This is a genomic window from Curtobacterium sp. L6-1 (genome assembly GCF_018885305.1).
Taxonomy (GTDB): Bacteria; Actinomycetota; Actinomycetes; order Actinomycetales; family Microbacteriaceae; genus Curtobacterium; species Curtobacterium aetherium.
Genome location: NZ_CP076544.1, coordinates 2712955 through 2737344, shown reverse-complemented (window position 1 = coordinate 2737344; position 24390 = coordinate 2712955). Strand labels below are relative to the sequence as shown.

Annotated in this window: 24 protein-coding genes and 1 tRNA gene; 14 read left to right on the top strand and 11 right to left on the bottom strand. The window is 69.9% G+C overall.

What is annotated here, in order from left to right; genetic code table 11:
- The first annotated feature begins 8 nt into the window (after positions 1-8).
- The 7 genes from KM842_RS12635 to KM842_RS12610 all read left to right on the top strand — a co-directional run bounded on the left by KM842_RS12635 (position 9) and on the right by KM842_RS12610 (position 6514).
- Positions 9-530: a PH domain-containing protein gene (locus tag KM842_RS12635; protein WP_216258866.1), complete on the top strand. Its 522-nt coding sequence runs from the start codon at positions 9-11 to the stop codon at positions 528-530.
- Positions 531-537: 7 nt separating this feature from the next.
- A complete protein-coding gene (locus KM842_RS12630; RefSeq protein WP_216258864.1) occupies positions 538-2307 on the top strand; it encodes a PH domain-containing protein in 1770 nt (589 codons plus the stop codon).
- Positions 2304-2996, top strand: a complete 693-nt coding sequence (locus KM842_RS12625) for a Rossmann-like and DUF2520 domain-containing protein (RefSeq protein ID WP_253206125.1) — start codon at positions 2304-2306, stop codon at positions 2994-2996. The genes KM842_RS12630 and KM842_RS12625 overlap by 4 nt, the downstream gene beginning before the upstream one ends.
- 71 nt (positions 2997-3067) lie before the next feature.
- A complete protein-coding gene (gene lysS / locus KM842_RS12620) occupies positions 3068-4594 on the top strand; it encodes a lysine--tRNA ligase (protein ID WP_216258860.1) in 1527 nt (508 codons plus the stop codon).
- A 39-nt stretch (positions 4595-4633) separates the two neighbouring features.
- On the top strand, positions 4634-4837 hold the full coding sequence (locus tag KM842_RS12615) for a hypothetical protein (RefSeq protein WP_216258858.1): 204 nt from the start codon (positions 4634-4636) through the stop codon (positions 4835-4837).
- Positions 4838-4985: 148 nt separating this feature from the next.
- Entirely contained in the window at positions 4986-5117 is a 132-nt protein-coding gene (locus tag KM842_RS15980; protein WP_258371237.1) for a hypothetical protein, read from the top strand.
- 344 nt (positions 5118-5461) lie between these two features.
- The gene (locus tag KM842_RS12610) at positions 5462-6514 is read left to right on the top strand and encodes a sigma-70 family RNA polymerase sigma factor (RefSeq protein WP_110904444.1); all 1053 of its coding nucleotides are present in this window, start codon (positions 5462-5464) and stop codon (positions 6512-6514) included.
- A 178-nt stretch (positions 6515-6692) separates the two neighbouring features.
- On the opposite strand, the gene KM842_RS12605 is transcribed toward KM842_RS12610, so the two are convergent.
- Positions 6693-7625, bottom strand: coding sequence for an NAD(+)/NADH kinase (locus KM842_RS12605; protein ID WP_216258856.1), 933 nt, complete (start codon positions 7623-7625; stop codon positions 6693-6695).
- Between the two features lie 225 nt (positions 7626-7850).
- On the opposite strand from KM842_RS12605, the gene KM842_RS12600 reads away from it, so the two are divergent.
- Positions 7851-10370, top strand: a complete 2520-nt coding sequence (locus tag KM842_RS12600) for an ATP-dependent Clp protease ATP-binding subunit (protein WP_216258852.1) — start codon at positions 7851-7853, stop codon at positions 10368-10370.
- 147 nt (positions 10371-10517) lie between these two features.
- Here KM842_RS12600 and KM842_RS12595 read toward each other — a convergent pair whose 3' ends face one another.
- The gene (locus KM842_RS12595; RefSeq protein WP_216258850.1) at positions 10518-10970 is read right to left on the bottom strand and encodes an SRPBCC family protein; all 453 of its coding nucleotides are present in this window, start codon (positions 10968-10970) and stop codon (positions 10518-10520) included.
- A gap of 120 nt (positions 10971-11090) precedes the next feature.
- Here KM842_RS12595 and KM842_RS12590 point away from each other — a divergent pair, with 120 nt between their 5' ends.
- Entirely contained in the window at positions 11091-11633 is a 543-nt protein-coding gene (locus KM842_RS12590) for an amino-acid N-acetyltransferase (RefSeq protein ID WP_216258848.1), read from the top strand.
- A 64-nt stretch (positions 11634-11697) separates the two neighbouring features.
- Positions 11698-12372, top strand: a complete 675-nt coding sequence (locus tag KM842_RS12585; RefSeq protein WP_216258846.1) for a hypothetical protein — start codon at positions 11698-11700, stop codon at positions 12370-12372.
- A gap of 117 nt (positions 12373-12489) precedes the next feature.
- Here the strand turns inward: KM842_RS12585 and cspE are convergent, their stop codons facing one another.
- Positions 12490-12696 carry a transcription antiterminator/RNA stability regulator CspE gene (cspE, locus tag KM842_RS12580; protein ID WP_065963953.1) on the bottom strand — a complete coding sequence of 69 codons (207 nt, stop codon included), beginning with the start codon at positions 12694-12696 and terminating at the stop codon, positions 12490-12492.
- A gap of 121 nt (positions 12697-12817) precedes the next feature.
- Positions 12818-13924: a fatty acid desaturase family protein gene (locus tag KM842_RS12575; RefSeq protein ID WP_216258844.1), complete on the bottom strand. Its 1107-nt coding sequence runs from the start codon at positions 13922-13924 to the stop codon at positions 12818-12820.
- 195 nt (positions 13925-14119) lie between these two features.
- Here KM842_RS12575 and KM842_RS12570 point away from each other — a divergent pair, with 195 nt between their 5' ends.
- Positions 14120-14407 (top strand): hypothetical protein, encoded by a 288-nt coding sequence (locus KM842_RS12570; RefSeq protein WP_216258842.1) that lies wholly within the window; start codon positions 14120-14122, stop codon positions 14405-14407.
- A gap of 74 nt (positions 14408-14481) precedes the next feature.
- Positions 14482-14865 carry an SseB family protein gene (locus KM842_RS12565; RefSeq protein WP_216258840.1) on the top strand — a complete coding sequence of 128 codons (384 nt, stop codon included), beginning with the start codon at positions 14482-14484 and terminating at the stop codon, positions 14863-14865.
- A gap of 38 nt (positions 14866-14903) precedes the next feature.
- On the opposite strand, the gene KM842_RS12560 is transcribed toward KM842_RS12565, so the two are convergent.
- From KM842_RS12560 to KM842_RS12550, 3 genes are all read right to left on the bottom strand, one after another.
- Positions 14904-15677 carry a hypothetical protein gene (locus tag KM842_RS12560; RefSeq protein WP_216258839.1) on the bottom strand — a complete coding sequence of 258 codons (774 nt, stop codon included), beginning with the start codon at positions 15675-15677 and terminating at the stop codon, positions 14904-14906.
- A complete protein-coding gene (locus tag KM842_RS12555) occupies positions 15674-16252 on the bottom strand; it encodes an RNA polymerase sigma factor (protein WP_216258838.1) in 579 nt (192 codons plus the stop codon). The genes KM842_RS12560 and KM842_RS12555 overlap by 4 nt, the downstream gene beginning before the upstream one ends.
- 67 nt (positions 16253-16319) lie before the next feature.
- Entirely contained in the window at positions 16320-16880 is a 561-nt protein-coding gene (locus KM842_RS12550; RefSeq protein ID WP_216258836.1) for a TetR/AcrR family transcriptional regulator, read from the bottom strand.
- An 82-nt stretch (positions 16881-16962) separates the two neighbouring features.
- Between KM842_RS12550 and KM842_RS12545 the strand changes: the two genes are divergently transcribed.
- Complete coding sequence (locus tag KM842_RS12545; RefSeq protein ID WP_216258835.1) at positions 16963-17724, top strand: SDR family oxidoreductase; 762 nt, start codon at positions 16963-16965, stop codon at positions 17722-17724.
- A gap of 79 nt (positions 17725-17803) precedes the next feature.
- On the opposite strand, the gene radA is transcribed toward KM842_RS12545, so the two are convergent.
- Together radA and KM842_RS12535 are read right to left on the bottom strand one after the other, a co-directional pair.
- On the bottom strand, positions 17804-19165 hold the full coding sequence (gene radA, locus KM842_RS12540) for a DNA repair protein RadA (RefSeq protein WP_216258833.1): 1362 nt from the start codon (positions 19163-19165) through the stop codon (positions 17804-17806).
- Between the two features lie 9 nt (positions 19166-19174).
- Entirely contained in the window at positions 19175-20143 is a 969-nt protein-coding gene (locus tag KM842_RS12535) for an SGNH/GDSL hydrolase family protein (RefSeq protein ID WP_216258831.1), read from the bottom strand.
- A 141-nt stretch (positions 20144-20284) separates the two neighbouring features.
- On the opposite strand from KM842_RS12535, the gene KM842_RS12530 reads away from it, so the two are divergent.
- Positions 20285-20374, top strand: a tRNA-Ser gene (locus KM842_RS12530).
- A gap of 290 nt (positions 20375-20664) precedes the next feature.
- Here KM842_RS12530 and KM842_RS12525 read toward each other — a convergent pair.
- The gene (locus KM842_RS12525; protein ID WP_216258829.1) at positions 20665-22611 is read right to left on the bottom strand and encodes a hypothetical protein; all 1947 of its coding nucleotides are present in this window, start codon (positions 22609-22611) and stop codon (positions 20665-20667) included.
- Positions 22608-24350 (bottom strand): hypothetical protein, encoded by a 1743-nt coding sequence (locus KM842_RS12520; protein WP_216258827.1) that lies wholly within the window; start codon positions 24348-24350, stop codon positions 22608-22610. Before KM842_RS12520 ends, KM842_RS12525 begins: the two co-directional genes overlap by 4 nt.
- Positions 24351-24390 lie beyond the last annotated feature (40 nt).

Here is a 24390-nt window from a genome sequence, read left to right as displayed (position 1 = left end):
AGACCCCGATGCCGCGCGAACGACTCGACGAGAGCGGCCTCGGCCTGCACGACGTCAGCTGGACGCGGGTCTCCGCGAAGCTGGTCTGGACCGACCTGGTCGGGACCGTCCTGGTGGGCGGCATCGTGACCGCGGGGCTCGTGCTCCTCGGTGTCGCGAGCGGCGGCACGGGCGGCACGGCGGGCCTCGTCTGGTTCCTCATCGGGGCCGCGGTCGGCATCGTCACGCTCGTCACCGCCCTCCTCACCCCGCGGCGCATCCGCTCCATCGGCTACGCGCTGCGCGACGACGACCTCGTCCTCCGCCGCGGGCTGATGTGGCAGCGCTTCACCGCGGTGCCCTACGGCCGCCTGCAGCTCGTCGACGTGAACCGGGGACCGCTCGACCGGGCGCTCGGGATGAGCGAGCTGAAGTTCGTCACCGCGGCGGCGTCGTCGAACATCCGCATCCCGGGCATCCCCGCCGGCCAGGCCGACGAGCTGCGCGACCGGCTGGTCGAGCTCGCCGAGTCCCGGCGCGCCGGACTGTAGGCCCACCGTGACGTTCCGGCCCGACGCGCCCCTGCCCGCGCCGCCCCGCAAGGGCGACGCGGTGGCGGCAGCGCCCCTCACCGACGGCGAGTGGCACCGCCTGCACCCGCTCACGCCGCTGCTCAAGGGCGGCATCTTCCTCGTCGTCATCCTCGGCTACGTGCTCAACAACCTGCGCGACCAGATCGTCGAGGTCTTCATCCCGGGCGAGGGCGGCCCGCAGGAGGACGGCGACCCGGTCCGCTACGTCTACGAGCACGGGGTCGTCGGCTGGGTGCTGCTCGGCGTGGTCGTGCTCCTCCTGGTGCTGCTGGGGCTCTTCACCCTCTCCTGGCGGATGCACGAGTTCCGGGTGACCGGCGAGATCGTCGAGGTCCGCTCGGGCGTCGTGTTCCGCACGCACCGCAAGGCCCGGCTCGACCGCATCCAGGGCATCAACATCTCCCGCCCGCTCGTCCCGCGGCTGTTCGGCACGGCGAAGCTCGAGATCGCGCAGGCCGGCAACGACGCGAACGTCCAGCTCGCCTACCTCGGGGCCAAGGCGGCGGACGACCTGCGGCAGCGCATCCTCGTGCTGGCCTCGGGCGCGAAGGACCCGGAGCAGTCCCGGTCCGCCGCGGCCGCCGGCGGGGTCTTCCAGGGGCGCGTCGACGACTTCCTCGCCCCGGAGCTCGATCCCGAGGCCGTGCACGCGAGCCGCGTCGTCCGGGTGCACCCCGGTCGCCTCATCGCGTCGATGCTGCTCTCCGGCACGACGGTCGTCATCCTGCTGCTCGTCGTCGCGATCATCGTGAGCATCAGCCTGACCGGGCAGTACTTCCTGCTCGTGTCGCTGTTCCCCGCCGTCATCGGCGCCGGCGGCTACTACGTCCGCAAGTTCTCGAAGTCGCTCCGGTACACGATCGCGGAGACCCGCGACGGCATCCGGATCGGCTTCGGGCTGTTCTCGACCTCGAACGAGACGCTGCCGCCCGGACGCATCCACGCCGTGAGCGTCGCGCAGCCGCTGCTCTGGCGGCCGTTCGGCTGGTGGGACGTCCGCATCAACCGGGCGACGAACGCCGGCAACGGGGCCTCCACGAACCAGCAGGTGTCGTCCATCGTGCTGCCCGTCGGCACGGCCGCGGACGTCCGTCAGGTGCTCGAGATCATCCTGCCGGAGCTGGTCGGCTCGGCCGTCGTCGGCCCGGCGGCGTCGATGGAGCGTCTGCGCGAGGGCTCGGCCGAGGCGGTGGGCGTCGTCGACGACAGCCTCACCACCACCGGCGACCGCGGCGGCTTCGTGCACTCGCCGCGCCGTGGCCGGTGGCTGCGGCCGTTCTCGGCGTCGCGGAACGGGTACCGCTTCGTGCCGGGTGCCGTGCTGCTGCGGCTCGGTGCCGTCTGGCGCTCGCTCGTCGTGGTCCCGCTGCCGCGCGTGCAGAGCGTCAAGGTGACGCAGGGGCCGGTGGAGCGGGCGCTCCGGCTGGCGTCGGTGCACGTGCACACCGTGTCGGGTCCGGTGTCCGCCCGCGTCGGTGCGCTCGACGCGGGGGACGCGCAGCGCCTCTGGTCGGGCACGACGGAGCGCGCGGTCGAGGCCGCGGCCGCCGACACCACGCACCGCTGGCGCGACGGCCAGGAGGCCCGCCCAGCCACCGACACGTCGGCGCACGGTCACCTGGTGGCCGGGCCGGGCTGGGGAGGCCGGCCCGACGGCCGGCCGAGGCCCGCGTGGCTGACGCAGGACGGGCCTCCCGACTGGCACGGGGTCCCGTGGCCGGGAGCCGTCCGGTGAGGGCGGGACGACTCGGCGTCGGCATCGTCGGCGCCGGACGGGTCGGCCCCGTGCTCGGCGCCGCGCTCGCGAACGCCGAGCATGCCGTCGTCGGGATCACCGCCGTCTCCGCGGCCGGCCGCGACCGCGCCGAGGCGATGCTGCCCGGCGCACCCGTGCTCGGCACCCCCGAGCTCGTCGAGCGCAGCGAGCTCGTGCTCCTCGCCGTCTCGGACGACCAGCTGCCGTCGCTCGTGCAGGGCCTGGCGGACGCGGGCATCTGGCAGCCGGGGCAGCTCGTCGTGCACACGAGCCCCGACCACGGCGTCGACGTCCTGGCGCCGGCGATGCGGTCCGGCGCCATCCCCCTCGCGATCCACCCGGCGATGGCGTTCACCGGGACGAGCGTCGACCTCGCCCGGCTCCGCGACGCCTACTGCGCCGTGACCGCCCCCGCACCGGTGCTGCCCATCGCCCAAGCGCTCGTCGTCGAGATGGGTGCCGAGCCGTTCGTCGTCGCCGAGCAGGACCGCCCCGCGTACGCCGACGCCGTCCGCGCGGCGGTGAGCTTCTCGACCGCGATCGTCGACCAGTCCGCCGGCACGCTCGCCGGCATCGGCGTGGAGCACCCCGGGCGCGTGCTCGGCGCGCTCGTGCGCTCGGCCGTCGACAACGCGCTGACCGCGGCCGACGGGCAGTCGGTGCTCTGAGCGCGCCGGGGGAGTGCGGCCGGACGGGTAGCATCGACGCGATCCCCCACGACCTCCGGAGCCGCACCCGCATGACCGACGAGACCGCCCCCACCGAGACCGCGATCGCCGACGCCGCCGCCCTGGTCGAACAGGAGACCAGCGAGCAGCGACAGGTACGCCTCGACAAGCGTGCGCGGCTGCTCGAGTCCGGTGTCGAGGCCTACCCGGCCGAGCTGCCCCTCACGACGACGATCCCCGCGGTCCGCGAGCAGTACGCCGACCTCGAGACCGGCCAGGAGACCGAGGACGTCGTCGGTGTCGCCGGTCGCATCGTGTTCTCCCGCAACACCGGCAAGCTCTGCTTCGCCACGCTGCAGTCCGGCGACGGGGCCCGCGTCCAGGCGATGGTCTCGCTGGCCGAGGTCGGCGACGAGTCGCTGGCCCGCTGGAAGGAGTTCGTCGACCTCGGCGACCACGTGTTCGTGCACGGACGGGTGATCTCCTCCCGCCGCGGCGAGCTGAGCATCATGGTCGACGAGTGGGCGATCGCGGCCAAGGCGATCCTGCCGCTGCCGAACCTGCACAACGAGCTCAACGAGGAGACCCGCGTCCGCCAGCGGTACCTCGACCTCATCGTCCGCGACGACGCCCGTCGGACCGTCCGTGCCCGCGCCGCCGTGATGGCCTCGCTCCGGGCGACCTTCGCCGCGCACGAGTACCTCGAGGTCGAGACCCCGATGCTGCAGACCCAGCACGGTGGCGCCTCGGCCCGGCCGTTCGTCACGCACTCGAACGCCTTCGACACGGAGCTGTTCCTCCGCATCGCACCCGAGCTGTTCCTCAAGCGCGCCGTCGTCGGCGGCATCGACCGGGTGTTCGAGATCAACCGGAACTTCCGCAACGAGGGCGCCGACTCGTCGCACTCGCCCGAGTTCGCGATGGTCGAGGCGTACCAGGCGTACGGCAACTACGAGCAGATGGCCGACCTGACGCAGGAACTCGTGCAGAACGCCACGCGCGCGGTCACCGGCGGATCGCTGGTCGTCACGCTGCCCGACGGCTCGGAGTACGACCTCGGGGGCGAGTGGGCCCGGATGGACATGTACGGGTCCCTGTCCGAGGCCGCCGGTCGCGAGATCACGCCCGAGACGCCGCTGTCCGAGCTGCAGGCGCTCGCCGCGGCCGAGGGCGTCGAGGTCGCGCACGCCACGCACGGCAAGTACGTCGAGGAGCTCTGGGAGCACTTCAACGGCGACCGGCTGCACGCCCCGACCTTCGTCATGAACTTCCCGGTGGACACCTCGCCGCTCACCCGGCAGCACCGCACCCGTCCGGGCGTCGTCGAGAAGTGGGACCTGTACGTCCGCGGCTTCGAGCTCGGCACCGCGTACTCGGAGCTCGTCGACCCGGTCGTGCAGCGCGAACGCTTCGTCGAGCAGGCACGGCTCGCCGCCAACGGCGACCCCGAGGCGATGCGCGTCGACGAGGACTTCCTCCGCGCGCTCGAGCACGCGATGCCGCCGTCGGGTGGCATGGGCATGGGCATCGACCGCCTGCTCATGGCGATCACGGGCCTGGGCATCCGCGAGACGATCCTGTTCCCGCTCGTCAAGTAGCGCAGCCGGGCCCCGGGCGGGGCGAGGTACGATGATCGCGTGCCGAATGGACTCGTGAGTGGGATCGTCTTCGCCCTGACCCCGACCGTCCTGCTCGGGCTGATCTTCTGGTTCATCATGCGCGCGATCATCCGTGCCGACCGGAGCGAGCGCACCGCCTACGCGAAGATCGAGGCCGAGGAGCGCGCCCGCTTCGAGCGCGAGCGCGGCGTCACCACCTCAGCCCCCACGAGCGCCGAGTAACCCGGGCCCGTCCGGTGACCCGGGCCCGTCCGGTGACCCGGGCCCGTCCGGGCCACACCTGCGCACGACCGGTCCCGCCACCGGTCCGTGGTGTGCCGGTCACCCCGCGTTCACGCCGTCGTCGCACCCCGGTGTGAGCATCGTCGGCATGTCCATCCTGCATCCCTCCGCATCACGCAGCCTCGTCGGCGACATCGAGAGCGAGTACGACGAGTTCGACCGCGACGCCGACCTCGAGGTCTCCAAGGCCAGGGACGGGTGGCTCGAACCGTCCTGGTGACACCACCGCGGCATCCTCAACGGGGTACGTCGGCCGGATCGCACGATCCGGCACGACGTACCCCGTTCCACTTGTCCGGATGACGTTGCACCCCGGGGTACACGGACCCTGATCGGGGTGCACAGCGACTCACACCCGTGTGATTCCCGGCCGATCCGCGCTGTGACGGCGATCAGGAGCACGCTGCCGCGCCCCGACCCGCGCCCCGGCCGCCTGTCCCCCGATGACGAAGCACGGAGAAGGCTGGGAATCGATCCAGCGGGTTTGTGGGGTACACCCCCGGCCCGCCAAACTCGGTCTCAGCCCACGAAGGACCATCACCGTCACAGGCAGGGAGAGTCACCATGGCGATCGCAACGGCCGCACCCAGCACCACCTCGCGCCGCACCAAGAAGGCAGCGACCAAGACCACCTCCGCCGAGGCCACCACGCTCGACACCGTCGCCGAGGTCGAGGCGGACGAGCAGCTCGCCGGCGTCCGCGGAGCCTCCGTCGACCAGGTCGGCGACTACCTCCGCCACATCGGCCGCCTCGCGCTCCTCACCGCCGAGGAAGAGGCGGACATCGCCCGTCGCATCGAGGTCGGCCTGTTCGCCGAGGAGAAGCTCCACACCGAGCCGGGCCTCGAGAAGTCCCTCGAGCGCGAACTGCGCTGGCTGGTCCGCGACGGTGAGCGCGCCAAGGAGCGCATGATCACCTCGAACCTCCGCCTCGTCGTGAGCATCGCCAAGCGCTACTCGCAGCGCGGGCTGCCGTTCATGGACGTCATCCAGGAGGGGAACCTCGGCCTGGTCCGTGCGGTCGAGAAGTTCGACTTCACGCAGGGCTACAAGTTCTCCACCTACGCCACCTGGTGGATCCGCCAGGCGATCTCGCGTGGTCTCGCCGACAAGGCGCGCACGATCCGCATCCCGGTGCACACCGTCGAGCTGATCAACAAGATCTCGCGCACCGAGCGTGACCTCACCGTCGACCTCGGCCGTGCGCCGATGCCGGAGGAAGTGGCCGCCGAGCTGAGCATGAGCGTCGAGGAACTCGTCGACCTCAAGGGCCGCTCGCACGAGCCCGTCTCGATCCACACGGTGGTCGGCGACTCCGACGACAGCGAACTCGGTGACTTCATCGAGGACGAGGACGCCGCGAGCCCGAACGAGCTCACCGAGACGACGCTCCTGCACCGCGACATCCGCTCCATCGTCGCCGAACTGCCGAGCGACGAGGCCAACGTGATCCGCATGCGCTACGGCCTGGACGACGACAAGCCGATGACGCTCGACGAGATCTCGAAGATCGTGCACACGACCCGTCAGGCCGTGAGCCGTGTCGAGTCGCGCGCCAAGCTGCGTCTGTTCGCCAAGGCGGTCTCGCAGGACATGCAGCTGTACCTGACCGAGTAGGTCAGCGGACTTCGGCCGACCCCGTCAGGGGTCGGCGCGGGGATCCGGGTCGATCCGTGGGAAGACGACCCTGGGGTGATGGGACGAGGCCCGTCCGGTGCGAACCGGGCGGGCCTTCCGTCGTCCCACGGGCCTCCCGTCCGCTCCGGCACGGCCGGGCCGGGAGGCGCGGACCGCGTCAGTCCTCGGTCTCGCGGTGGAGCTTCTGCCGCAGGTCGTGCGGGATCAGCTCGATGAGCTGGTCGGGACGCAGGGGCAGGTCGAGGAGGCCGAGCTTGAGTCGCCCGGTGCGTCCGTGCCGCTCGGCGTCGAGCCGGACCACGCTGCCGGCGTCCTTCCGCAGGCGGACCTCGAGCTGGGCTCCGGTCGCGACCTCGCCCACGACGAGCCCGTCGACCTCGAGGGCGGCACTGCGGGTGCCCTCGGCGATGTCGAAGCGGTAGCGCTCCCGGGCGGCGAGCACGACGGAGCGGTCGATGCCGGCCATCGGGGCGACCGGGGTCACGACGGACCCGGAGAGCGCGGGGGAGAGGACGGGGCCGCCCGCGGCGTAGTTGTAGGCGGTGGAGCCCGCGGGGGTGGCGGCCACGATCGCGTCGGCCCGGTAGTAGCCGTAGCCGAGCCCGCCCACGCTGAGGTCGGCGGACACCTGGCCCGCTCCCGGACGACGGACGATCGTGATGTCGTTGAACGCCAGGTAGTCGGTCCGCGCGCCACCCCAGGACAGACGGGCCTCGAGGGCGTGGTGCGGCTCGAGCTGGTACTCGCCCGCCGACAGCCGTTCGAGCGCGGCCTCGAGCTCCGGCGGTTCGATCTCCACCAGGAAGCCGACGTTGCCGTAGTTGACCCCGAGCACCGGGACCGGGCGCCGGGCGACGAGGCGCATCGCCCCGAGCATGGTGCCGTCCCCGCCCAGGGCCACGACGAGGTCCACCCGGTCGGTGAACTCGTCGTCGTCGACCACGTCGATGTCGCTCCGGAGCCGGGCTGCGTCGATCCGTCGGGCCATCAGCCGCCCGGCGCCGGACGCGTTCCAGCGGTCCAGGATGTCGACGGACTCCTGCACGTTCTTCGAGGGGTGGACGACGAGGCCGACGACGGGCTGCTCCATGCTGCGGATCGTACCCGGCGGGGTCGGGAACCGTCGGGTGGGGGCTGCCTGCCGCAGCCGGGGCGGGCCTCCCGGACGGTCGTGGTGCGCCGTGCGCACCGAGGTCACGCCCACGGCGAACAGGGGCAGCCCTGACGGGGAGCGCTGGTTAGTCTCGATGTACGTGACCGGACTCACACGAGTCCGGCTGTCGGCCCCCGATCCAACGGGGCCAAGGGAGAGCACATGTTCGAGAGATTCACCGACCGGGCCCGTCGTGTTGTCGTCCTCGCTCAAGAAGAAGCGAAGATGCTCAACCACAACTACATCGGTACGGAGCACATCCTCCTCGGCCTCATCCACGAGGGCGAGGGCGTCGCCGCCAAGGCGCTGGAGTCGCTCGGTATCTCCCTCGATGCCGTCCGCGAGCAGGTGCAGGACATCATCGGGCAGGGCCAGCAGCAGCCGACCGGGCACATCCCGTTCACGCCGCGCGCCAAGAAGGTCCTCGAGCTGTCCCTGCGCGAAGCGCTGCAGCTCGGCCACAACTACATCGGGACCGAGCACATCCTGCTCGGCCTCATCCGCGAGGGCGAGGGTGTCGCAGCCCAGGTCCTCGTCAAGCTCGGCGCCGACCTGAACCGGGTCCGTCAGCAGGTCATCCAGCTCCTGTCCGGCTACCAGGGCAAGGAAGCGGTCGCCGTCGGCGGCGAGCAGCAGCAGAATGCCCAGCAGGGTTCGCAGGTCCTCGACCAGTTCGGTCGGAACCTCACCCAGGCTGCGCGCGACGGCAAGCTCGACCCCGTCATCGGGCGCGAGAAGGAGATGGAGCGGGTCATGCAGATCCTCTCCCGCCGCTCCAAGAACAACCCCGTCCTGATCGGTGAGCCCGGCGTGGGCAAGACCGCCGTCGTCGAGGGCCTCGCCCAGGCGATCGTCAAGGGCGACGTGCCCGAGACGCTGAAGGACAAGCAGCTCTACTCCCTCGACCTCGGGTCGCTCATCGCCGGGTCCCGCTACCGCGGTGACTTCGAGGAGCGCCTCAAGAAGGTCACGAAGGAGATCCGCACCCGCGGCGACATCATCGTCTTCATCGACGAGATCCACACGCTCGTCGGTGCCGGCGCTGCCGAGGGTGCGATCGACGCGGCCTCCATCCTCAAGCCGCTCCTCGCCCGCGGTGAGCTCCAGACCATCGGTGCCACCACGCTCGACGAGTACCGCAAGCACTTCGAGAAGGACGCCGCACTCGAGCGCCGCTTCCAGTCGGTGCAGGTCAACGAGCCGTCGCTGCCGCACACCATCAACATCCTCAAGGGCCTCCGCGACAAGTACGAGGCGTTCCACAAGGTGTCCATCACCGACGGGGCGATCGTCTCCGCGGCGAACCTGGCGGACCGCTACGTGCAGGACCGCTTCCTGCCGGACAAGGCCATCGACCTGATCGACGAGGCCGGCGCCCGCCTGCGCCTGTCGATCCTGTCCGCACCGCCGGAGCTCCGCGAGTTCGACGAGAAGATCTCGACGGTCCGCGGTCAGAAGGAAGCGGCCATCGAGGAGCAGGACTTCGAGAAGGCAGCGAGCCTGCGCGACGAGGAGAAGAAGCTCCTCGGCGAGCGTCTCCGCCTCGAGAAGCAGTGGCGTGCCGGTGACGTCGCCGCGTCCGGCACCGTCGACGAGGGCATCATCGCCGAGGTCCTGGCGCAGGCCACGGGCATCCCGGTGTTCAAGCTCACCGAGGAGGAGACCTCGCGTCTCGTCTTCATGGAGAAGGCCCTGCACCAGCGCGTCATCGGTCAGGAGGAGGCCATCTCGGCACTCTCCAAGACCATCCGCCGCACCCGTGCCGGCCTGAAGGACCCGAACCGTCCCTCGGGCTCGTTCATCTTCGCCGGCCCCACGGGCGTCGGCAAGACCGAGCTCGCCAAGGCGCTCGCGGAGTTCCTGTTCGACGACGAGGGTGCACTGATCTCCCTCGACATGTCGGAGTTCGGCGAGAAGCACACCGTCTCGCGCCTGTTCGGTGCCCCTCCCGGGTTCGTCGGGTTCGAGGAGGGCGGACAGCTCACCGAGAAGGTGCGCCGCAAGCCGTTCTCCGTGGTCCTGTTCGACGAGATCGAGAAGGCCCACCCGGACATCTTCAACTCGCTGCTGCAGGTCCTCGAAGAGGGTCGTCTGACCGATGGTCAGGGCCGCGTGGTCGACTTCAAGAACACCGTCATCATCATGACCACGAACCTCGGTTCGCAGGGCATCGCGGGTGGCCCGGTGGGCTTCCAGGTCGAGGGTGACTCGGCCGTCGGCTACGACCGCATGCGCTCGAAGGTGAACGAGGAGCTCAAGAAGCACTTCAAGCCCGAGTTCCTCAACCGTGTCGACGACACGATCGTGTTCCCGCAGCTCTCGCAGTCCGAGCTGCTGCAGATCGTGGACCTGTTCGTGAAGCGCCTGGCGGACCGTCTGCTCGACCGCGACATGACCGTCGAGCTGACGCTGCCGGCCAAGGAGCAGCTCATCAAGGTCGGGTTCGACCCGGCACTCGGTGCTCGCCCCCTGCGCCGCGCGATGCAGCACGAGGTCGAGGACCAGCTGTCCGAGCACATCCTGCAGGGTGAGCTCACGGCGGGCGACCACGTGAAGGTCGACTTCCGCGACGGCAAGTTCGACTTCGAGACCGGGCGTCAGCCGGGCCGCGAGGAGGTCCTCGCGGGCGCTCCCTCGCTCGAGAAGGCGCCCGAGGCGCCGACCGGCGAGATCGAGGGCTAGTCAGCCAGCCACACCACGGACGGGAGGCCCGGTACCAGTCGGTACCGGGCCTCCCGTCCGTCGTGTCCGCACCAGGGTGGGCCACGACGTGACGGGAGGCGCGGTGCCAGCCGGCACCGCGCCTCCCGTCAGCGCTGTGGGTGCGTCCTACGCCTGGACGTCTCCGCGCCAGCCGTCGGCCGTGGGGGCCGCCTCGACGCGCTCCTTGTAGTTCTGCAGGTCCTTCTTGACGGCGTGGCCCCCGACGCCGACCGCGGAGCCGAGCTTCTCGAGGATGCCCGAGGGCTGCCAGTCGATCTGCACGGTGACACGGGTCTCGGCGTCCGAGAGCTTGTGGAAGGTCACGACGCCGGCGTGGTCGGTCTCGCCGTCATTGACGGTCCACGCGACACGCTCGTCGGGGTGCTGCTCGGTGATGAGCGCACGGAACGAACGCTCCTGGCCGGCGACCTTGACGGTCCAGTCGGTCGTGGTGTCGTCGACCTGGACGATCTTCTCGACCTCGTCGAGGAACGTGGGGAACTCCTCGAAGCGGGTCCACTGGTCGTAGGCGGCGCGGACGGGGACGTTGACGTCGACGGTCTCGATGATCTGGGGCATGCTTGCTCCTCCTGCTCGTCGTACTGGTGTGCCTCGGACGGTAGGCCCATGTGCCTGAGGGGAGTCCCGGTGGATGTCCCCCGTGACGCCCCGTGACGTCCGGGTCGTAGGCTTGGCCGGATGACTGAGCACGGACGGCACGCCTTCTCCGAACGGGACGAGCACGGGATCCTGGTGCGGCCCGCGCTGGCGTCCGACGTCCCGCACATCCAGCGGCTCATCGCGCCCTACGTCGACCGGCGCATCCTGCTCGGCAAGGAGAACGTCGCGCTGTACGGCTCGATCCAGCAGTTCCGGATCGCCGAGGGACCCGACGGCGTCCCCATCGGCTGCGGCGCCCTCGCGGTGTTCTGGGACGACCTCGCCGAGGTCCGGACCCTGGCGCTCGACCAGGACTGGATCCACAAGCGCGTCGGGCACCGGATGCTCGAGGCCCTCGAGCACGACGCCCGTGAGCTCGGGGTCGCTCGGATCTTCTGCCTGACGTTCGAGGTCGACTTCTTCACCAAGCACGGGTACCTCGAGATCGGCGAGACCGTCGTGCCGCCCGAGGTGTACGCCGAACTGGTCCGCTCGTCGGACGAAGGGGTCGCGGAGTTCCTCGACCTCGCCCGGGTCAAGCCGAACACCCTCGGCAACACCCGCATGCTGAAGATCCTCTGACGGGTTCCCCCGTGCCCCGGCGGGGGTCCGTCGGCACGGTCGCGCAGCTGTCTAGCCTGTGCGCATGTCGTCGTTGCGCCACCCCGTCGGTCCCGAGCGCCCCACGGTCTACTGGCGCCGCCGGGCGCTCGTGCTCGGCGTGCTCCTGCTCGTCGTGGTGGTCGTCGTGCTCATCGTCGTCGGTCGCGGCAACGGCGCCCCGGCGTCGGACGCCCCCAGCGGCACCCCGACGACCGAGGCCGACGCGCCCGCGGCCGGGAGCGGGACGGCGAGCGGGTCGTCCGGGCCGTCGTCGTCGGCGACCCCGGAGCCCTCAGCCGCTGCACGGGAGGACGGCGCGGCCTGCGACCCGGACCAGATCGTGCTGACGCCGGTCCTCGACAAGAGCGTCTACGCCGCCGGCGAGGACCCGAAGGTCGCCATGTCGATCGAGAACACCGGGTCGAACGCCTGCCACATGGACCTCGGCTCGTCGCAGCAGGTGCTCACGATCACCTCGGGCCAGGAGCAGTACTGGTCGTCGAAGGACTGCCAGACCGGCGGCACGAACCAGGACGTCACGCTCAAGGCCGGTCAGGAGCTCACCACGCCCGCGATCACGTGGGACCGGACCCGCTCGTCGACGACGACCTGCGACGCCGCACGTGCCTCGGTGACGGCCGGGGGCGCGAGCTACCACCTGCAGGTCAGCGTGGGGGAGATCGAGTCGGAGGAGTCGGCGCAGTTCGTGCTGGACTGAGCCGCGCTGGCCGCGCTGGCCGCTGTCGCTGTCGTTCGGTCACGTTGCGACGCCGGGAACAACGAAGCGCCGGGCCGGAGGGAAGTCCCTCCGACCCGGCGCTCACGGGGACCGGTGTCAGCCGATGACGGTGATGTTCTCCGCCTGCGGGCCCTTGCGGCCCTCGGTGATCTCGAATTCGACCTTCTGGTTCTCCTCGAGCGACTTGTAGCCGTTGCCACCGATCGCGGAGAAGTGGGCGAAGACGTCAGCGCTGCCGTCGTCCGGCGCAATGAAGCCGAAGCCCTTTTCGTTGTTGAACCACTTGACAGTTCCAGTTGCCATTTCGGCGTTCCTTACTTTCTTACGTGCGCGGCGAGAGAATTCCACCACCGCGGGTTTCGACGACGTTGCCATCGAGCTTGTGCGGCACCCGGCATCGAGCGGGGTGACGGAGATCAGAGGTTCAGTGCAATCGGTAGGCACTGACCATCGGGCAGGTGAACGGGTCGCGTGCTGCGAGACCGACGCGGTTGAGGTACCGCACGACGATCCCGTAGGAGCGGAAGATCGTGGTCTCCGTGTACGGGACCCCGTGCTGTTCGCAGTGCTCACGCACGAGGGCCTTCGCACGACGCAGGTTGGGCCGCGCCATGCTCGGGAACAGGTGGTGTTCTGCCTGGTGGTTGAGGCCACCGAGCAGGTGGTCCACCCACACGCCACCAGTGATGTTACGGGAAGTCCGGACCTGACGCGAGAAGAAATCGATCTTGGCACCCTCGGCGATGACCGGCATGCCCTTGTGGTTGGGTGCGAACGACCCGCCCATCATGACGCCGAAGACCGCCATCTGGACGCCGAGGAAGGCGAAACCGATGCCCAGCGGCATGACCGCGAAGACGAACCAGGCGAGCAGACCGAAGCGTGCGAGCAGCAGGACGGCCTCGAGTCGGCGCTCCTGGACGGTGCCCTTGGCCGCCTTGCCGGTGACGACCGCGCGGATCGACAGCCAGTGCAGGTTGGCGCCCTCGAGCGTCAGGAGCGGGAAGAACGCCCAGCCCTGCACCATGGCGAGTCGCCGCAGGAACCCGCGGCGCTGCACGGCGTCCTCCTCGATGAACACGACGCCGTCGGGCGCGATGTCCGGGTCCTTGCCGATGGTGTTCGGGTTGCCGTGGTGGCGGTTGTGCTTGTTCATCCACCACGAGTAGGAGAGGCCGACGACGAAGACGCCGATCCAGCGTCCGGCGTGGTCGTTCCACTTGCGTGAGGCGAAGATCTGGCGGTGCGCGGCCTCGTGCGAGAGGAACGCGAACTGCGTGAAGAGGACACCGAGCACGCCGGCCGGGATCAGCTGGAACCAGGAAGCTCCGAGCATGACCGAGACGGCGAGGGTCGCGAGTGTCGCGACCACGAGGGTCGAGAAGACCGCCCAGTAGAACCCGGTGCGGCGTTCGAGCAGACCTTCGACGCGGACGCGCTCGAGCAGGTCCTTGTACGTCGACGTCGGCGTCGGCGCCCCGGGGGTCCGGGGAGTGGTCGGGCGGTAGAGGGTGGGCGATGGTGCCGGCATGGAAGCTGCTTCCCCATCAGGAACAGCCCTTCGGCCGTACAACGAGAGTTCCCGCGATTGCGATTGGTCCGACGGTAGTGGCGTTGTCTGAGTTCTCGCCCCGAGTGTCCGCGCGTCGTGCGTCTCCGGGATGGTCACTGATCAGCACTCGGTTTCCGCGGCGTAGCGTCACCTCCATCGACGAAGGGCTGGGCCATGAAGTACCTCATCTACGGGGTCGCCTCGGTCATGACGAGCGACGAGGCGGCGTACGCCGTGCTCGACTACGCGACGGCGCTCGCGCAGTCGGGACTGGCGGACCGCGTGGACGTGCCGTCCGTCGACGACTACGGCATGGCCGCCACGTCGAGTTTCATCCTCGCGCCGGCGATCGGCGTCCTGGTGCAGTCCGCCCCGGACGACGAACTCGGCCCCGAGACCACCCGGTTCGCGGCGGAGATCCGGATGCGCACGCACGCCGTGCAGGCCGGACGCGTGCACTGAGCACCCGTGTTCTCCGGCGGCCCCACTCGTCGCGTCTGACCCGGCGTGCCCGTTCGGCTGCTTGACTAGGGGCGATGGCACAGAAGGAACAGCGCTTCCGCAGCGAACAGCTCGAGGAAGCCCTCGCGAAGCAGGACGTCGCCGCGGTGGCGTACGCCCTCCGCAACGACATCGTGATCGTCCCGCGGCTCGTCACTGGCGGGAAGGACATGCAGGTCCGGGTCTTCGGTCGGGAGGGCTCCGACCGGCGCATCCTCCTGCTGTTCTCGTCGGCCGACGCCTACACCGCGATGGTGCCGGGCGAGAAGCTCCGGCAGGTCATGGTCTACGACGCCGCCCGGCTCGAGGAGTTCCTCGCCGCGCACCTCGACTCACTCGAGGGCGTCTTCTTCGACATCGCGGGCCCGCACACGATGCAGGCCGAGCCGGCGGACCTGTTGGCGGCGCTGCGCGCCTGACCCGCGGGCACTGCCGGGAGGCACGGTGCGCGTCTCCCTCAGCGCGTCGCGCCCGGCGTGGGCGTCGCCGTCCGCACGGACCGGAGCTCGTCGACGAGGCCCTGGTCCAGCGGGACCTCTGGGGCGACCGTCGCCGTGGATCGTCCGATGACCGTCACGCCGTCGGTCTCGAAGACGTCGACGTCGTCCGCGACCGCGGCCTCGTCCCACCGCACCCAGCCGCGGCGACCGTCGTCGGTCCTCCCCGGGACGAGGTCGGGGTGCCCCGCCGCGTTCTCCACGCCGTAGGTCTCGCCGTGTGCGTTCACGCCCCACTCGGACGTCACCGCGCTCGCGTAGCGGAGGGAGGCCGTCCACCGCGTGCCGGGCGATGCCTCGATGCTGACGGTCGTGGTGCCCGCGGCCGGCAACCGTCCGTCGACGACGCGGAGCGAGCCTCCTTCCCGACAGGAGCGACCGGACCCGCCGTCGCCGACGGTCGGGACGCTGACCATGCCGACGTGGTTCCGGCACCTGATCTCGACGACGACCGCGTCGGCGGAGTCGGGCGCTCGACCGATGTCCACCAGGGCCGGACCGGTGCGTGTCACCGTGGTCATCACGCCGATGGCCGCGGTCGTCGTGGTGCCGGGCAGACCCGCCGCGACGAGTGCTGCGGCACTGGTGGTGACGGCGACCGCGGCGGTGCCGGCGACCGACGCCACCAGGCGGGAACGGCGCTGCCGACGCTGGAGACCGCTGTGCCGCGTCCCGATCGCCGCGAGTTCCGCGCGGATCGCGGCCGCGGTCTCGGGGTGCATGTCGATGCTCATGAGGGGCTGCCTTCGGGGGTCGTCCGGACGGAGGGGGCGAGGTCGTGCAGGTCGGCTCGGAGCCGTCGGCGGAGCCGGTGCAGGCGGACGCGAGCGGCCGACGGCTTCAGACCCACCGCCTCCGCGGCCTGCCAGACGGGCACGTCCTCGACGCCGGTCAGCACCAGCAGGGCCGCGTCGGTCGGGGAGAGCGACCGGACGGTCGCGCGGAGGCGGTCACGGACCTCCAGGTCCTCCGCGTCGACGGCCGCGGTGTGGTCGTCGCCCCGGGGCAGGTCGGCGAGCAGCCGGCGGTACCGCATCGTCGCGCGGCGGGAGTTCCGGGCGACGCTGACGGTCGTGACGAGGAGCCACGGCGCGACGGAGCCGGCCACCAGGACGACGCTCCGCCGCTTGCGCCAGAGCTCGTAGAAGACGGCGGCGGTGACGTCCTCGGCGTCGTGGGCATCGGCGAGGAGGCTCGTCGCCCGTCGGTGGATGCGGGGCCGGTGTCGGTCGAACAGCTCGGCGAAGGCAGCTCCGTCGTCGCGTTGCGCCCGAGCCCACAGCGGGCCGTCGTCCGGTTCGTCGATCACACCCTGGAGTGTCCGGTCGTGCTGCTCGCGTTACACGTGTCAGTGGGAGTGGTCGTCGGGGGCACGGTCAGGCGGGTCGTCGGAGGCCCGACAGGTAGGCGGCGAGCACCCGGTGGGCGTCGAGCGGGGCGACCTCCGCGATCCGGTAGAGCAGGAGCGCGTCGACGAGCCCGACGAGATCGACCGCTGCGCCGTCGGCCTCGTCGACCCCCAGGGCGGTGAGGAGGCGCACTGCGGTCGCGACGAGGGCGGCACGGACCGGGTCGGCGGAGGTCAGTGGAACGCGGAGGTCGTCGTCCGGACGGAGTTCGGTCAGCATCGCCAGGCGGGCTGCCTGCGCGTCCTGCCGGGTGGCGAGCTCCGTCAGGAAGGCGTCCGCAATGTGCGCGGCACCGACGACGTCCAGCACGGGCGGGATCGCCACCCCGTCCAGGTCGTCCGCGAGCCGCTCGGAGATCCGCGCGACCACGAGTGCGGTGAGGTCGCGCCGACCTCGGGCGTAGTACGAGGTCGACCCTGAGGGGACACCTGCTTCGGCATCGACCGCGCGGTGGGTCAGCGCTCGGAGACCGTCTCGAGCGACCAGTCGGAGGCCGGCATCCGCCAGCGCGTCTCGTCGTTGCGCCACGCGACCACTCTAGGTTCCGGGATGCGCTACAGTCCTCTACATCTGTAGAGCCATCGCATGGTGGCACGTGGAGGGGGACGACGTGCGTGTGGCTGTGGTCGGTGGGGGTGTCTCGGGAGCGGCGATCGTCCGAGCGCTGCGTGTGCACGGGTGCGAGGTCGCGCAGCACTCGAGGGCAACCGGGTTCGACGTGCTCCGGGACGACGCGGTCTCGGCGCTCGCCGGAGCAGACGTGGTGGTCGAGGCGACCGGCGTGGCCACCACCAGCAGCAGACGGGCGACCGACTTCTTCACTCGCTCCACCCGTTCGCTCGGAGCGGCAGCAGGCCAGCTCGGAGCGCACCACGTGCTGCTCTCGATCGTCAACTGCACGCATTCCGAGGTGCAGGGGTACGGGTACTTCGCGGGCAAGACCGCTCAGGAACGGCTGGCTCGGCAGATCAGCCCGCGCCTGACGATCGTGCGCTCGACGCAGTGGTTCGAGTTCGCGCGTCAGAACCTGCGGCGGATGGCGGTGGGGCCGTTCGCCCTCGTGCCCGCGATGACGATCGCGCCGATCGCGCTCGACGCGGTCGCCACGGCGCTCGCCGACGTCGCCGTCGCAGGACCCGAGGCGCCAGAGATCGAGCTCGCCGGCCCGGAGACCCTGACGCTGTGGGAGATGACCCAGGCGCTCCCGGAGCGCGGTACCGTCCCCGTGCCGTTGCCCGTTCCGGGTTCCTTGGGACGGGCCTTCCGGCGAGGTGCACTCCTGCCTGCTGCGGACGTGCGCGTCCGAGGCCCGCGCTTCGCGGACTGGCTCGCGAGGGTGGAGGGGACCGCCGACTCCTCGACCCTGGGCTGACGCGGGCCGACGGTCACCCGTCGATGGGCCGACGGGTTCATGGTCCGGAGCGGCTGGCGGGGACCGCCCGGATCGTCGGTCAGAAGGCCGCGTCGAGTTCGCGTTCGCGCACGGACTTGGTCATCGAGAACGCGACGCGGAGTGCTTCGCGCAGGTGTTCGGCGTCCGCGCCGAGCACGGTCGTGAAGCCGAGCCGTCGTGCTTCGCTCGCACGTTGCTTGGCTCCGGTCGCCTGGCGGATCTCGCCGGCGAGGCTGATCTCACCGATGGCCGCCAGGGTGTGCGGGTACGGCCGGTCGCGCGCCGCACTGGCGAGCGCGAGGACGATCGCGAGATCTGCACCCGGTTCGGTGAGCTTCATGCCTCCGACCGTCGAGACGTAGACGTCGGCGTCGGACAGCTTGATGCCGGCGCGTCGTTCGAGCACCGCCAGCAGCATGGCGACACGGGATGCGTCGACGCCGTTCACGACGCGGCGCGGCTGCGGCGCCGAACTCGGGACGACGAGGGCCTGGATCTCGACGGGGAGCGCCCGACGCCCCTCCATCGCGACCGTGATGCACGTGCCGGAGACGGGTGCTCCGTTGCGGGACATGAACAACCCGCTCGGGTCCGGCACCTCGTGGATGCCGTCGCCCGCCATGTCGAAGCAGCCGACCTCGTCCGTCGGGCCGAAGCGGTTCTTCAGTGCTCGGACGAAGCGGAGTGCGGTCTGTCGATCGCCCTCGAAGTGGCAGACCACGTCGACCAGGTGTTCGAGCAGCCGCGGTCCGGCGATCGTGCCGTCCTTCGTGACGTGCCCGACGATGAGGACCGGCAGCGCTGCCTGCTTGGCGACGCGGATGAGCGTGGACGCGACCTCCCGCACCTGGGACGTGCCGCCCGCGATGCCGTCCACCGATGCGGAGGAGATGGTCTGCACCGAGTCGGCGATGAGCAGGTCGGGCTGCACCTGTTCGATCTGGCCGAGGATGACGCCGAGGTCGACTTCGCTCGCGAGGAACAGGTCGTCGTGCATCGCACCGGTCCGCTCTGCGCGCAGGCGGACCTGGTCGACAGACTCCTCGGCGCTGACGTAGAGGACCCGCTTGCCCATCGCGGCAGCGCGGGAGGCGACCTCGAGCAGGAGCGTCGACTTGCCGACACCGGGCTCCCCGCTCAGCAGGACGGCTGCGCCGGGGACGATGCCGCCGCCCAGCACCCGGTCGAACTCGCCGATCCCGGTCTGCCAGCGCTGGAACGATCCGCCACGCGCCTCGGTGATGGGGCGGGCGATGCGGTTGCCCGTGACGGCGACGGACGCGGTGCCGCGGGTGCTGGCCGTGGCGGCCGAGGCATCCTCGACCGTTCCCCACGACTGGCACTCGCCACAGCGGCCGACCCACTTGATGCTGGTCCAGCCGCACTCGGTGCAGCGGAACGTGGACTGGGGGCGGGCCATGGGACGAGGTTAGGCCGCTCCGCCGACATCGGTCGGCTCGCCGTCGGCGTCCCGACCGGGCAGCGGGACGGACCCGGTCATGCGCTTGCGCAGCCGGTCGAACGAAGTCGGTCGGTCCGCCGTGTCGAGGTGTTCCGCTCCCGCGGTGTCCTGCTCGGCCCGTGCGTTCGCGACGTCCCCGGCCTGGCGACCGAGTTCCTCGGCTTCGCGGACCGACAGGTAGCGGCGGATCGCCGCGACCGTGTCGACGCGGGCGTCGATCGCGGGTTCGAAGGCGCTCGCCCAGATCTCGTAGCCACGGTCGTTCGGGTGGAACAGGTCGCCGTAGGTGTTGAAGAAGGTGCGGCGGATCCCGACGCGCTTGGTGATGGCGTGCAAGGGCGCGACCGTCAGGCCGAGCTCGGCAGCGACGCGGTGCACGATCTCGTTCGCCACTGCCACCTTGCGTTCGCTGGTGGGCACGAACATGCACGGCAACTCCGCCACGATCGCGTGGGACGGCACGGCACCGTAGATCTCGCGGATGTTGCGCTCGAACTTGTCCGGGTGGAAGTCGGCGATGTCATTCGCCCCGATCGACACCGTGCAGACGTCCGGGGTGAAGTGCTGCAGCTTGGGGAGCTGGTCCTTCTTCGCACCCCACGTCGTCGAGCCCGACACGCTGAGGTTCACGACGCGGACCGTGGAGCGCGACCGGTGGCGGATGCGTCGGGCGAGCAGGCCCACGTAGCCGCGGCCCGGAGCCGTCGCGCCGACACCCTGGGCCGCTGAGTCGCCGATCGCCAGGTAGGTCAACTGCCCCTCGTGGTGGAGCCGCTCGCGCCACCAGTCGGCGTGGACCGGGAGCATCTCGACGATGCGCTGCGACGCCGCTCGTTGCCCGCGGATGCCCGCGCGTGCCCCGATGCTCGCCGCTCCGCTGACGACGGCGGCGCCGGCGACGGAGGACAACAGGGCGACGAGGGTGCGCGTTCTCATGGCGGAGACGGTACGCGCGGAGTCTCGGATCCCGGTCACCGTCGTGGGGGACTGGGGATGAGGTGCCGAAGGTGGGCGCCTGTGGAGGAGGGGTCGGCCGGGTGTCGCGACGGGCCTCCCGGATCGTGTAAACTCGATCCCGGTACCGTGTCCGAGCGGCCTAAGGAGCATGTCTCGAAAACATGTGTGGGGGCAACTCCACCGTGGGTTCAAATCCCACCGGTACCGCCACAGGGTTGATTGCAGGTCTGGTCTCCAGCGTTTGCAAGTCTGACCCAACAGAAGAGCCCCCGGCTTCGGCCGGGGGCTTCTCTGGTTCTTGGGGGCTGTTCTGTGCCCTGCGTTGGCGTTCGCTGAGGGCTCTGCGGGCGTCTGCTCTCTCTGCGAAGCGTCTGCCGCTTGTTTTCCGGCGCGCCAAAGCACCCCGGACGCTCTGCGCCTGTTTTCGGGCGCGTTGGAGCGTCGGGGTGTGGGGGTAGTCGTGTTCGGTTCTGCCGGCGGCGCCGGTGCGGGTCGGCCCGCTAAGCGGGCACTGGCGGTAGCTCTAACGGCTCCCAGGGCACCAGTTTCCGGGGTGGCGGGTTCCGCATGTAGCGCGTTTCACTGTTCCGGTCGCGGGCACGCTTGAGGTACTCATCGGGCTGCTTCCGCGGCTGGGGTGCGCGGCCAGCGGCGGCTCGTCGTTCCGTTTCGTAGACGTCGTGTTCGAACTTGATGATGCGACGCATGTTCGACGCGACTGCGAAGAGCGCGAGCGCGAACTGCTGCGCGGCGAGACCGTGCATCGGACGGCTCATCGTGTTCTCGAGGTTGTGGTCCTTCTGAAGCAGGTCGTTGGATGACTCGCTGCTGTTCCGGTCGGCTCGGTACGTGTCGAACCATTCCTTACTGCCGTAGCGAAGCTTCTGCCGCTGCTGCACGTGGGTCGTCGGCTTCACCGAGACGGACTTCTGGCAGCAGACCTTATAGTCCTTCTGCCGGTCGGTGATGTTCGACGGCTGAACGCGAACACGGTCCGCTTCCTCGTCAGGGACGGCGGTCCTCTGCAGCTCGCGGAGCGGGCAGGACGCCGTCGGGGAGGAACCAGAGGCGGGACAGCTGAGGCGGAGCGTACCGTTCGCCTTCTGCTCGTGGAGGATGAGTTCGTACTTCTCGAGCTTCTTCCGCGCGGCCCAGTACTCCTCGTTGGTGAGCTTGCCCTGCTCCCAGAGCTTCGTGGACTCCAGTAGCTCCATCGGGGTTGAGGGGCAGTAGTAGCGGCCCTCGACCATGACTGAATTGCCGATGGCGCCGTTGGTGATGCCTTTCTGCCGGTCGACGTAGTCCTTCACCACGGGGATGCCGCGAGCGACGAGCTCCTCGTGGAACTCGTCCTTGAGTTGCGAGTAGCCGCGGTCGAAGCTCAGCCGGGTCAGCTCGTACCCGCGCCCTTGCAGCGAGTCGAGCAGGGAGATGGCGTGACCGCCGATGCGTTTGTTGGGGGTGCCGAGGCTTATGGCGCGGATGAGTTGCGGCGCGAACAGCTTCTTGTCCGAGTTGGGGTCCTCGAGGACATCGATGATGATGTTCGCCATGTAGCCCAGCTCCCATTTGATGCGGGAGATGCGTTCCTCTTCGTCGGCGTTGCGCTTCTTCGCGCCCTTCTTCTTCGTCACCCAGTCCGCTTCGAGCGCGCGGACGCGACGCGCCTCAGGCTCGTTCGTTGTCGGGTCCAGGGCGTTCTTCTGCGGGATTTCCTTGCCCGTGTTCGGGTCGCGCTTCCATCGGGCCATGACCGCTGAAGCCTTCACTCCGCTCTGGTCGATGGTCATGGACGTTTTCTTCCGCCGGTACTTCCGCGCCTGCTGCTGCAGCGACATCTCGACGAGTGCGTTCATGAACCACTCGGCGCGAGCGTTCAGTTCCGCGACGAACTCCGGGTCGACTGCGGCCTCCCATGCGATGCGGTCCTCGTACGACATCGCCTTCCACTGGTTCCGTTTGGCGCCGTCGTTGGTGATATACGGGTCAAATGTCGCGATGACACGGTGGATGGCGCGATGTGCGATGAAGTACCAGTTGGTGAACGGGTTGTCGTAGAGGTGGCCGATGCCGAGTACCTCACGCGCGTCGGGGGTGAGTCGGTGCTGGAGCGCACGCGCCATGTCTTGCACGCGGACGGACGAGTGTTCGATGACGAGGATGAGCGCGATGGTGAGGATGACGGCGTCATTGATGGCCGGCGCAGGGCCGCCGTTGCGCTTCCCGGCCCGTTCGCGGTTCCGTCGTCGCCACACTCCAAGCGGCGGCAGTACCTGGGACTGGATGACACGGTCGAGCCACGCCTGGGCGAGGTGAGCGTCGATGGGGGTCATCGGCCCGGGGCCCGCCTTCACCTCCGCTTCGGTGAGGCCACCTTCGCCGATAGTGCGGAGCACGTCGAAGGTCGCTGCGACGGTGTTGTCCCACGTGTTCGCGAGGGCGGTCATCGCTTGTCACCTCGTGCCGACCGGCGCACTTCGGCGAGGAGCGCCGCACGAAGCACTTCGAACTCCGATGCCGGCACGTCGGTCTGGCTCTTCGGAGCCGCAGTGGCGAGGTCCTCTAACGCTGCCGGGAGGTTGGGAGTGCTGGGCGGGAGGGCCGCGTACCGGGACTTCTTCCGCGGTCGCTTAGGCGTCCATTCAACCTCGAGCGTCTCGATACGTCGCGGCGCGCGCTCCTCCCCGTTGACGAGCTCGCGAGCATCGTCGACGTGGGGCTCCGACGCAGCAATGCGCTTGAACGGAGCCGTGGGGGTGCCTGCGGGGAAGGCGGTGCTATCCGTCGAGACCGCCTGCTCGACACGCTTGAACGGAGCCGTGGGGGTGCCCGCTGGGAAGGCAGTGCTGTCTGTCGCGAGCGTTTGCTCGTTGCGCGCGGCCGACATGGGCCGACGCTCGTAGTTGGCGCCCCGGGCTCGGTCACGTGGGCGGGGTCGACCTTCGACGCGCTGTGCGTCGCCGAGCTTGTCGTTCTCGGGGTCGACGTGGTCGCGTAGCTTTGCCAAAGCGGCTTCCCGAGCACGATTGCCGTCCAGGCCGGTGGTTTCGGACGTGGCTGCGACGCCGACGGCGGGGTTCCCGAGCGCGTCACGGAGCTTCACTGTGGCCGACGCGACATCGTCGCGCAGCTTCCCGTATGCGGTTCGCCAGGTGTCGTCCCCGTATGCGCTGAAGTTGTCGCCGGTGTTTTCCATGCTCGCTCCGTATGCGGCGGGATTGCGGAGCGCGGACTCCCACATCTCGTACTGCAGCGACGCGTTGGGAAGATAGCGGCGGAGCGTGGTGACATCTGGCATACCCGCGGCCTCCATCACGATGCTGGCAGGCAGCGCACGGAGCTGACGGAGCATCCACGTGTCGCGCAGCCACTGCGGGTTCGGTGACGGGTGCGCTCCGCGGTAGAGAAGCTTGAGTGAGCCGGCGCGGGACTCCGCGCTGGAACCGTCCGGGAACAGCACGAATCGTGCACCGTCGGAGCGAGTGCCCGGTGCGTCGAGGTATTGGGCGAAGTCCGACAACACCGGTACGACACGGGCGTTGCGTCCGCTGACACGGATGGAGCATCCGTCGGCGTCGGTGAGGACGTCTGCTTCTCGGACGGCGAGGGCTTCCTTGGTCCACAGGCCGGCTCCGCCCATGAGCGCGAGGACAGTGCGGGCCTGCTGCCGGCGCTCTGCGGTTCGGTGCGCGCCAGCCCAGCTCTCGAGGTCGGCGAGTTCTGCGGCGGCGTACTCGTGCACGGGGACGGCGAATCGGCCGCGCTTTCTCCGGTTGTGGTCGACGTCGGCGACGGCGGCGGCGATGCGGAAAAGTCGGGAGTGCAGTGATTTGTAGGCGCTTGAGTTCTTGTTGCTGACACGGCTGCGGAGGTACCGGCCCATGAGCGAGGGGTGGAAGATGCCTTCGTAGTCGAGCGGTGCGTACTCTTCGCGGGTCGCCCAGAGGACGAACAAGGTGACGGTGGAGAGCATCTCCGCAGCGATTTTCGCGTTGGAGGGTCCGTACGTGAGAACGGCCTGACGGCAGAAGTCCTTCACTCGGGTCCAGTCCGCGGGCAGGACGTTGACAGGGCGGTACTTCAACAGCGCCTCCCAAATCTCCGGCGAGTCGTGTTCCTTGGTAGGAACAAAGTGTGCTACAGGAGTGGTCGAAGCGGAAGGGGTCTGGTGCTGGCGTGCGGTCATGCCGTTCGTATGCGCGGAGGATCCGGCCAGCTGGGATCTT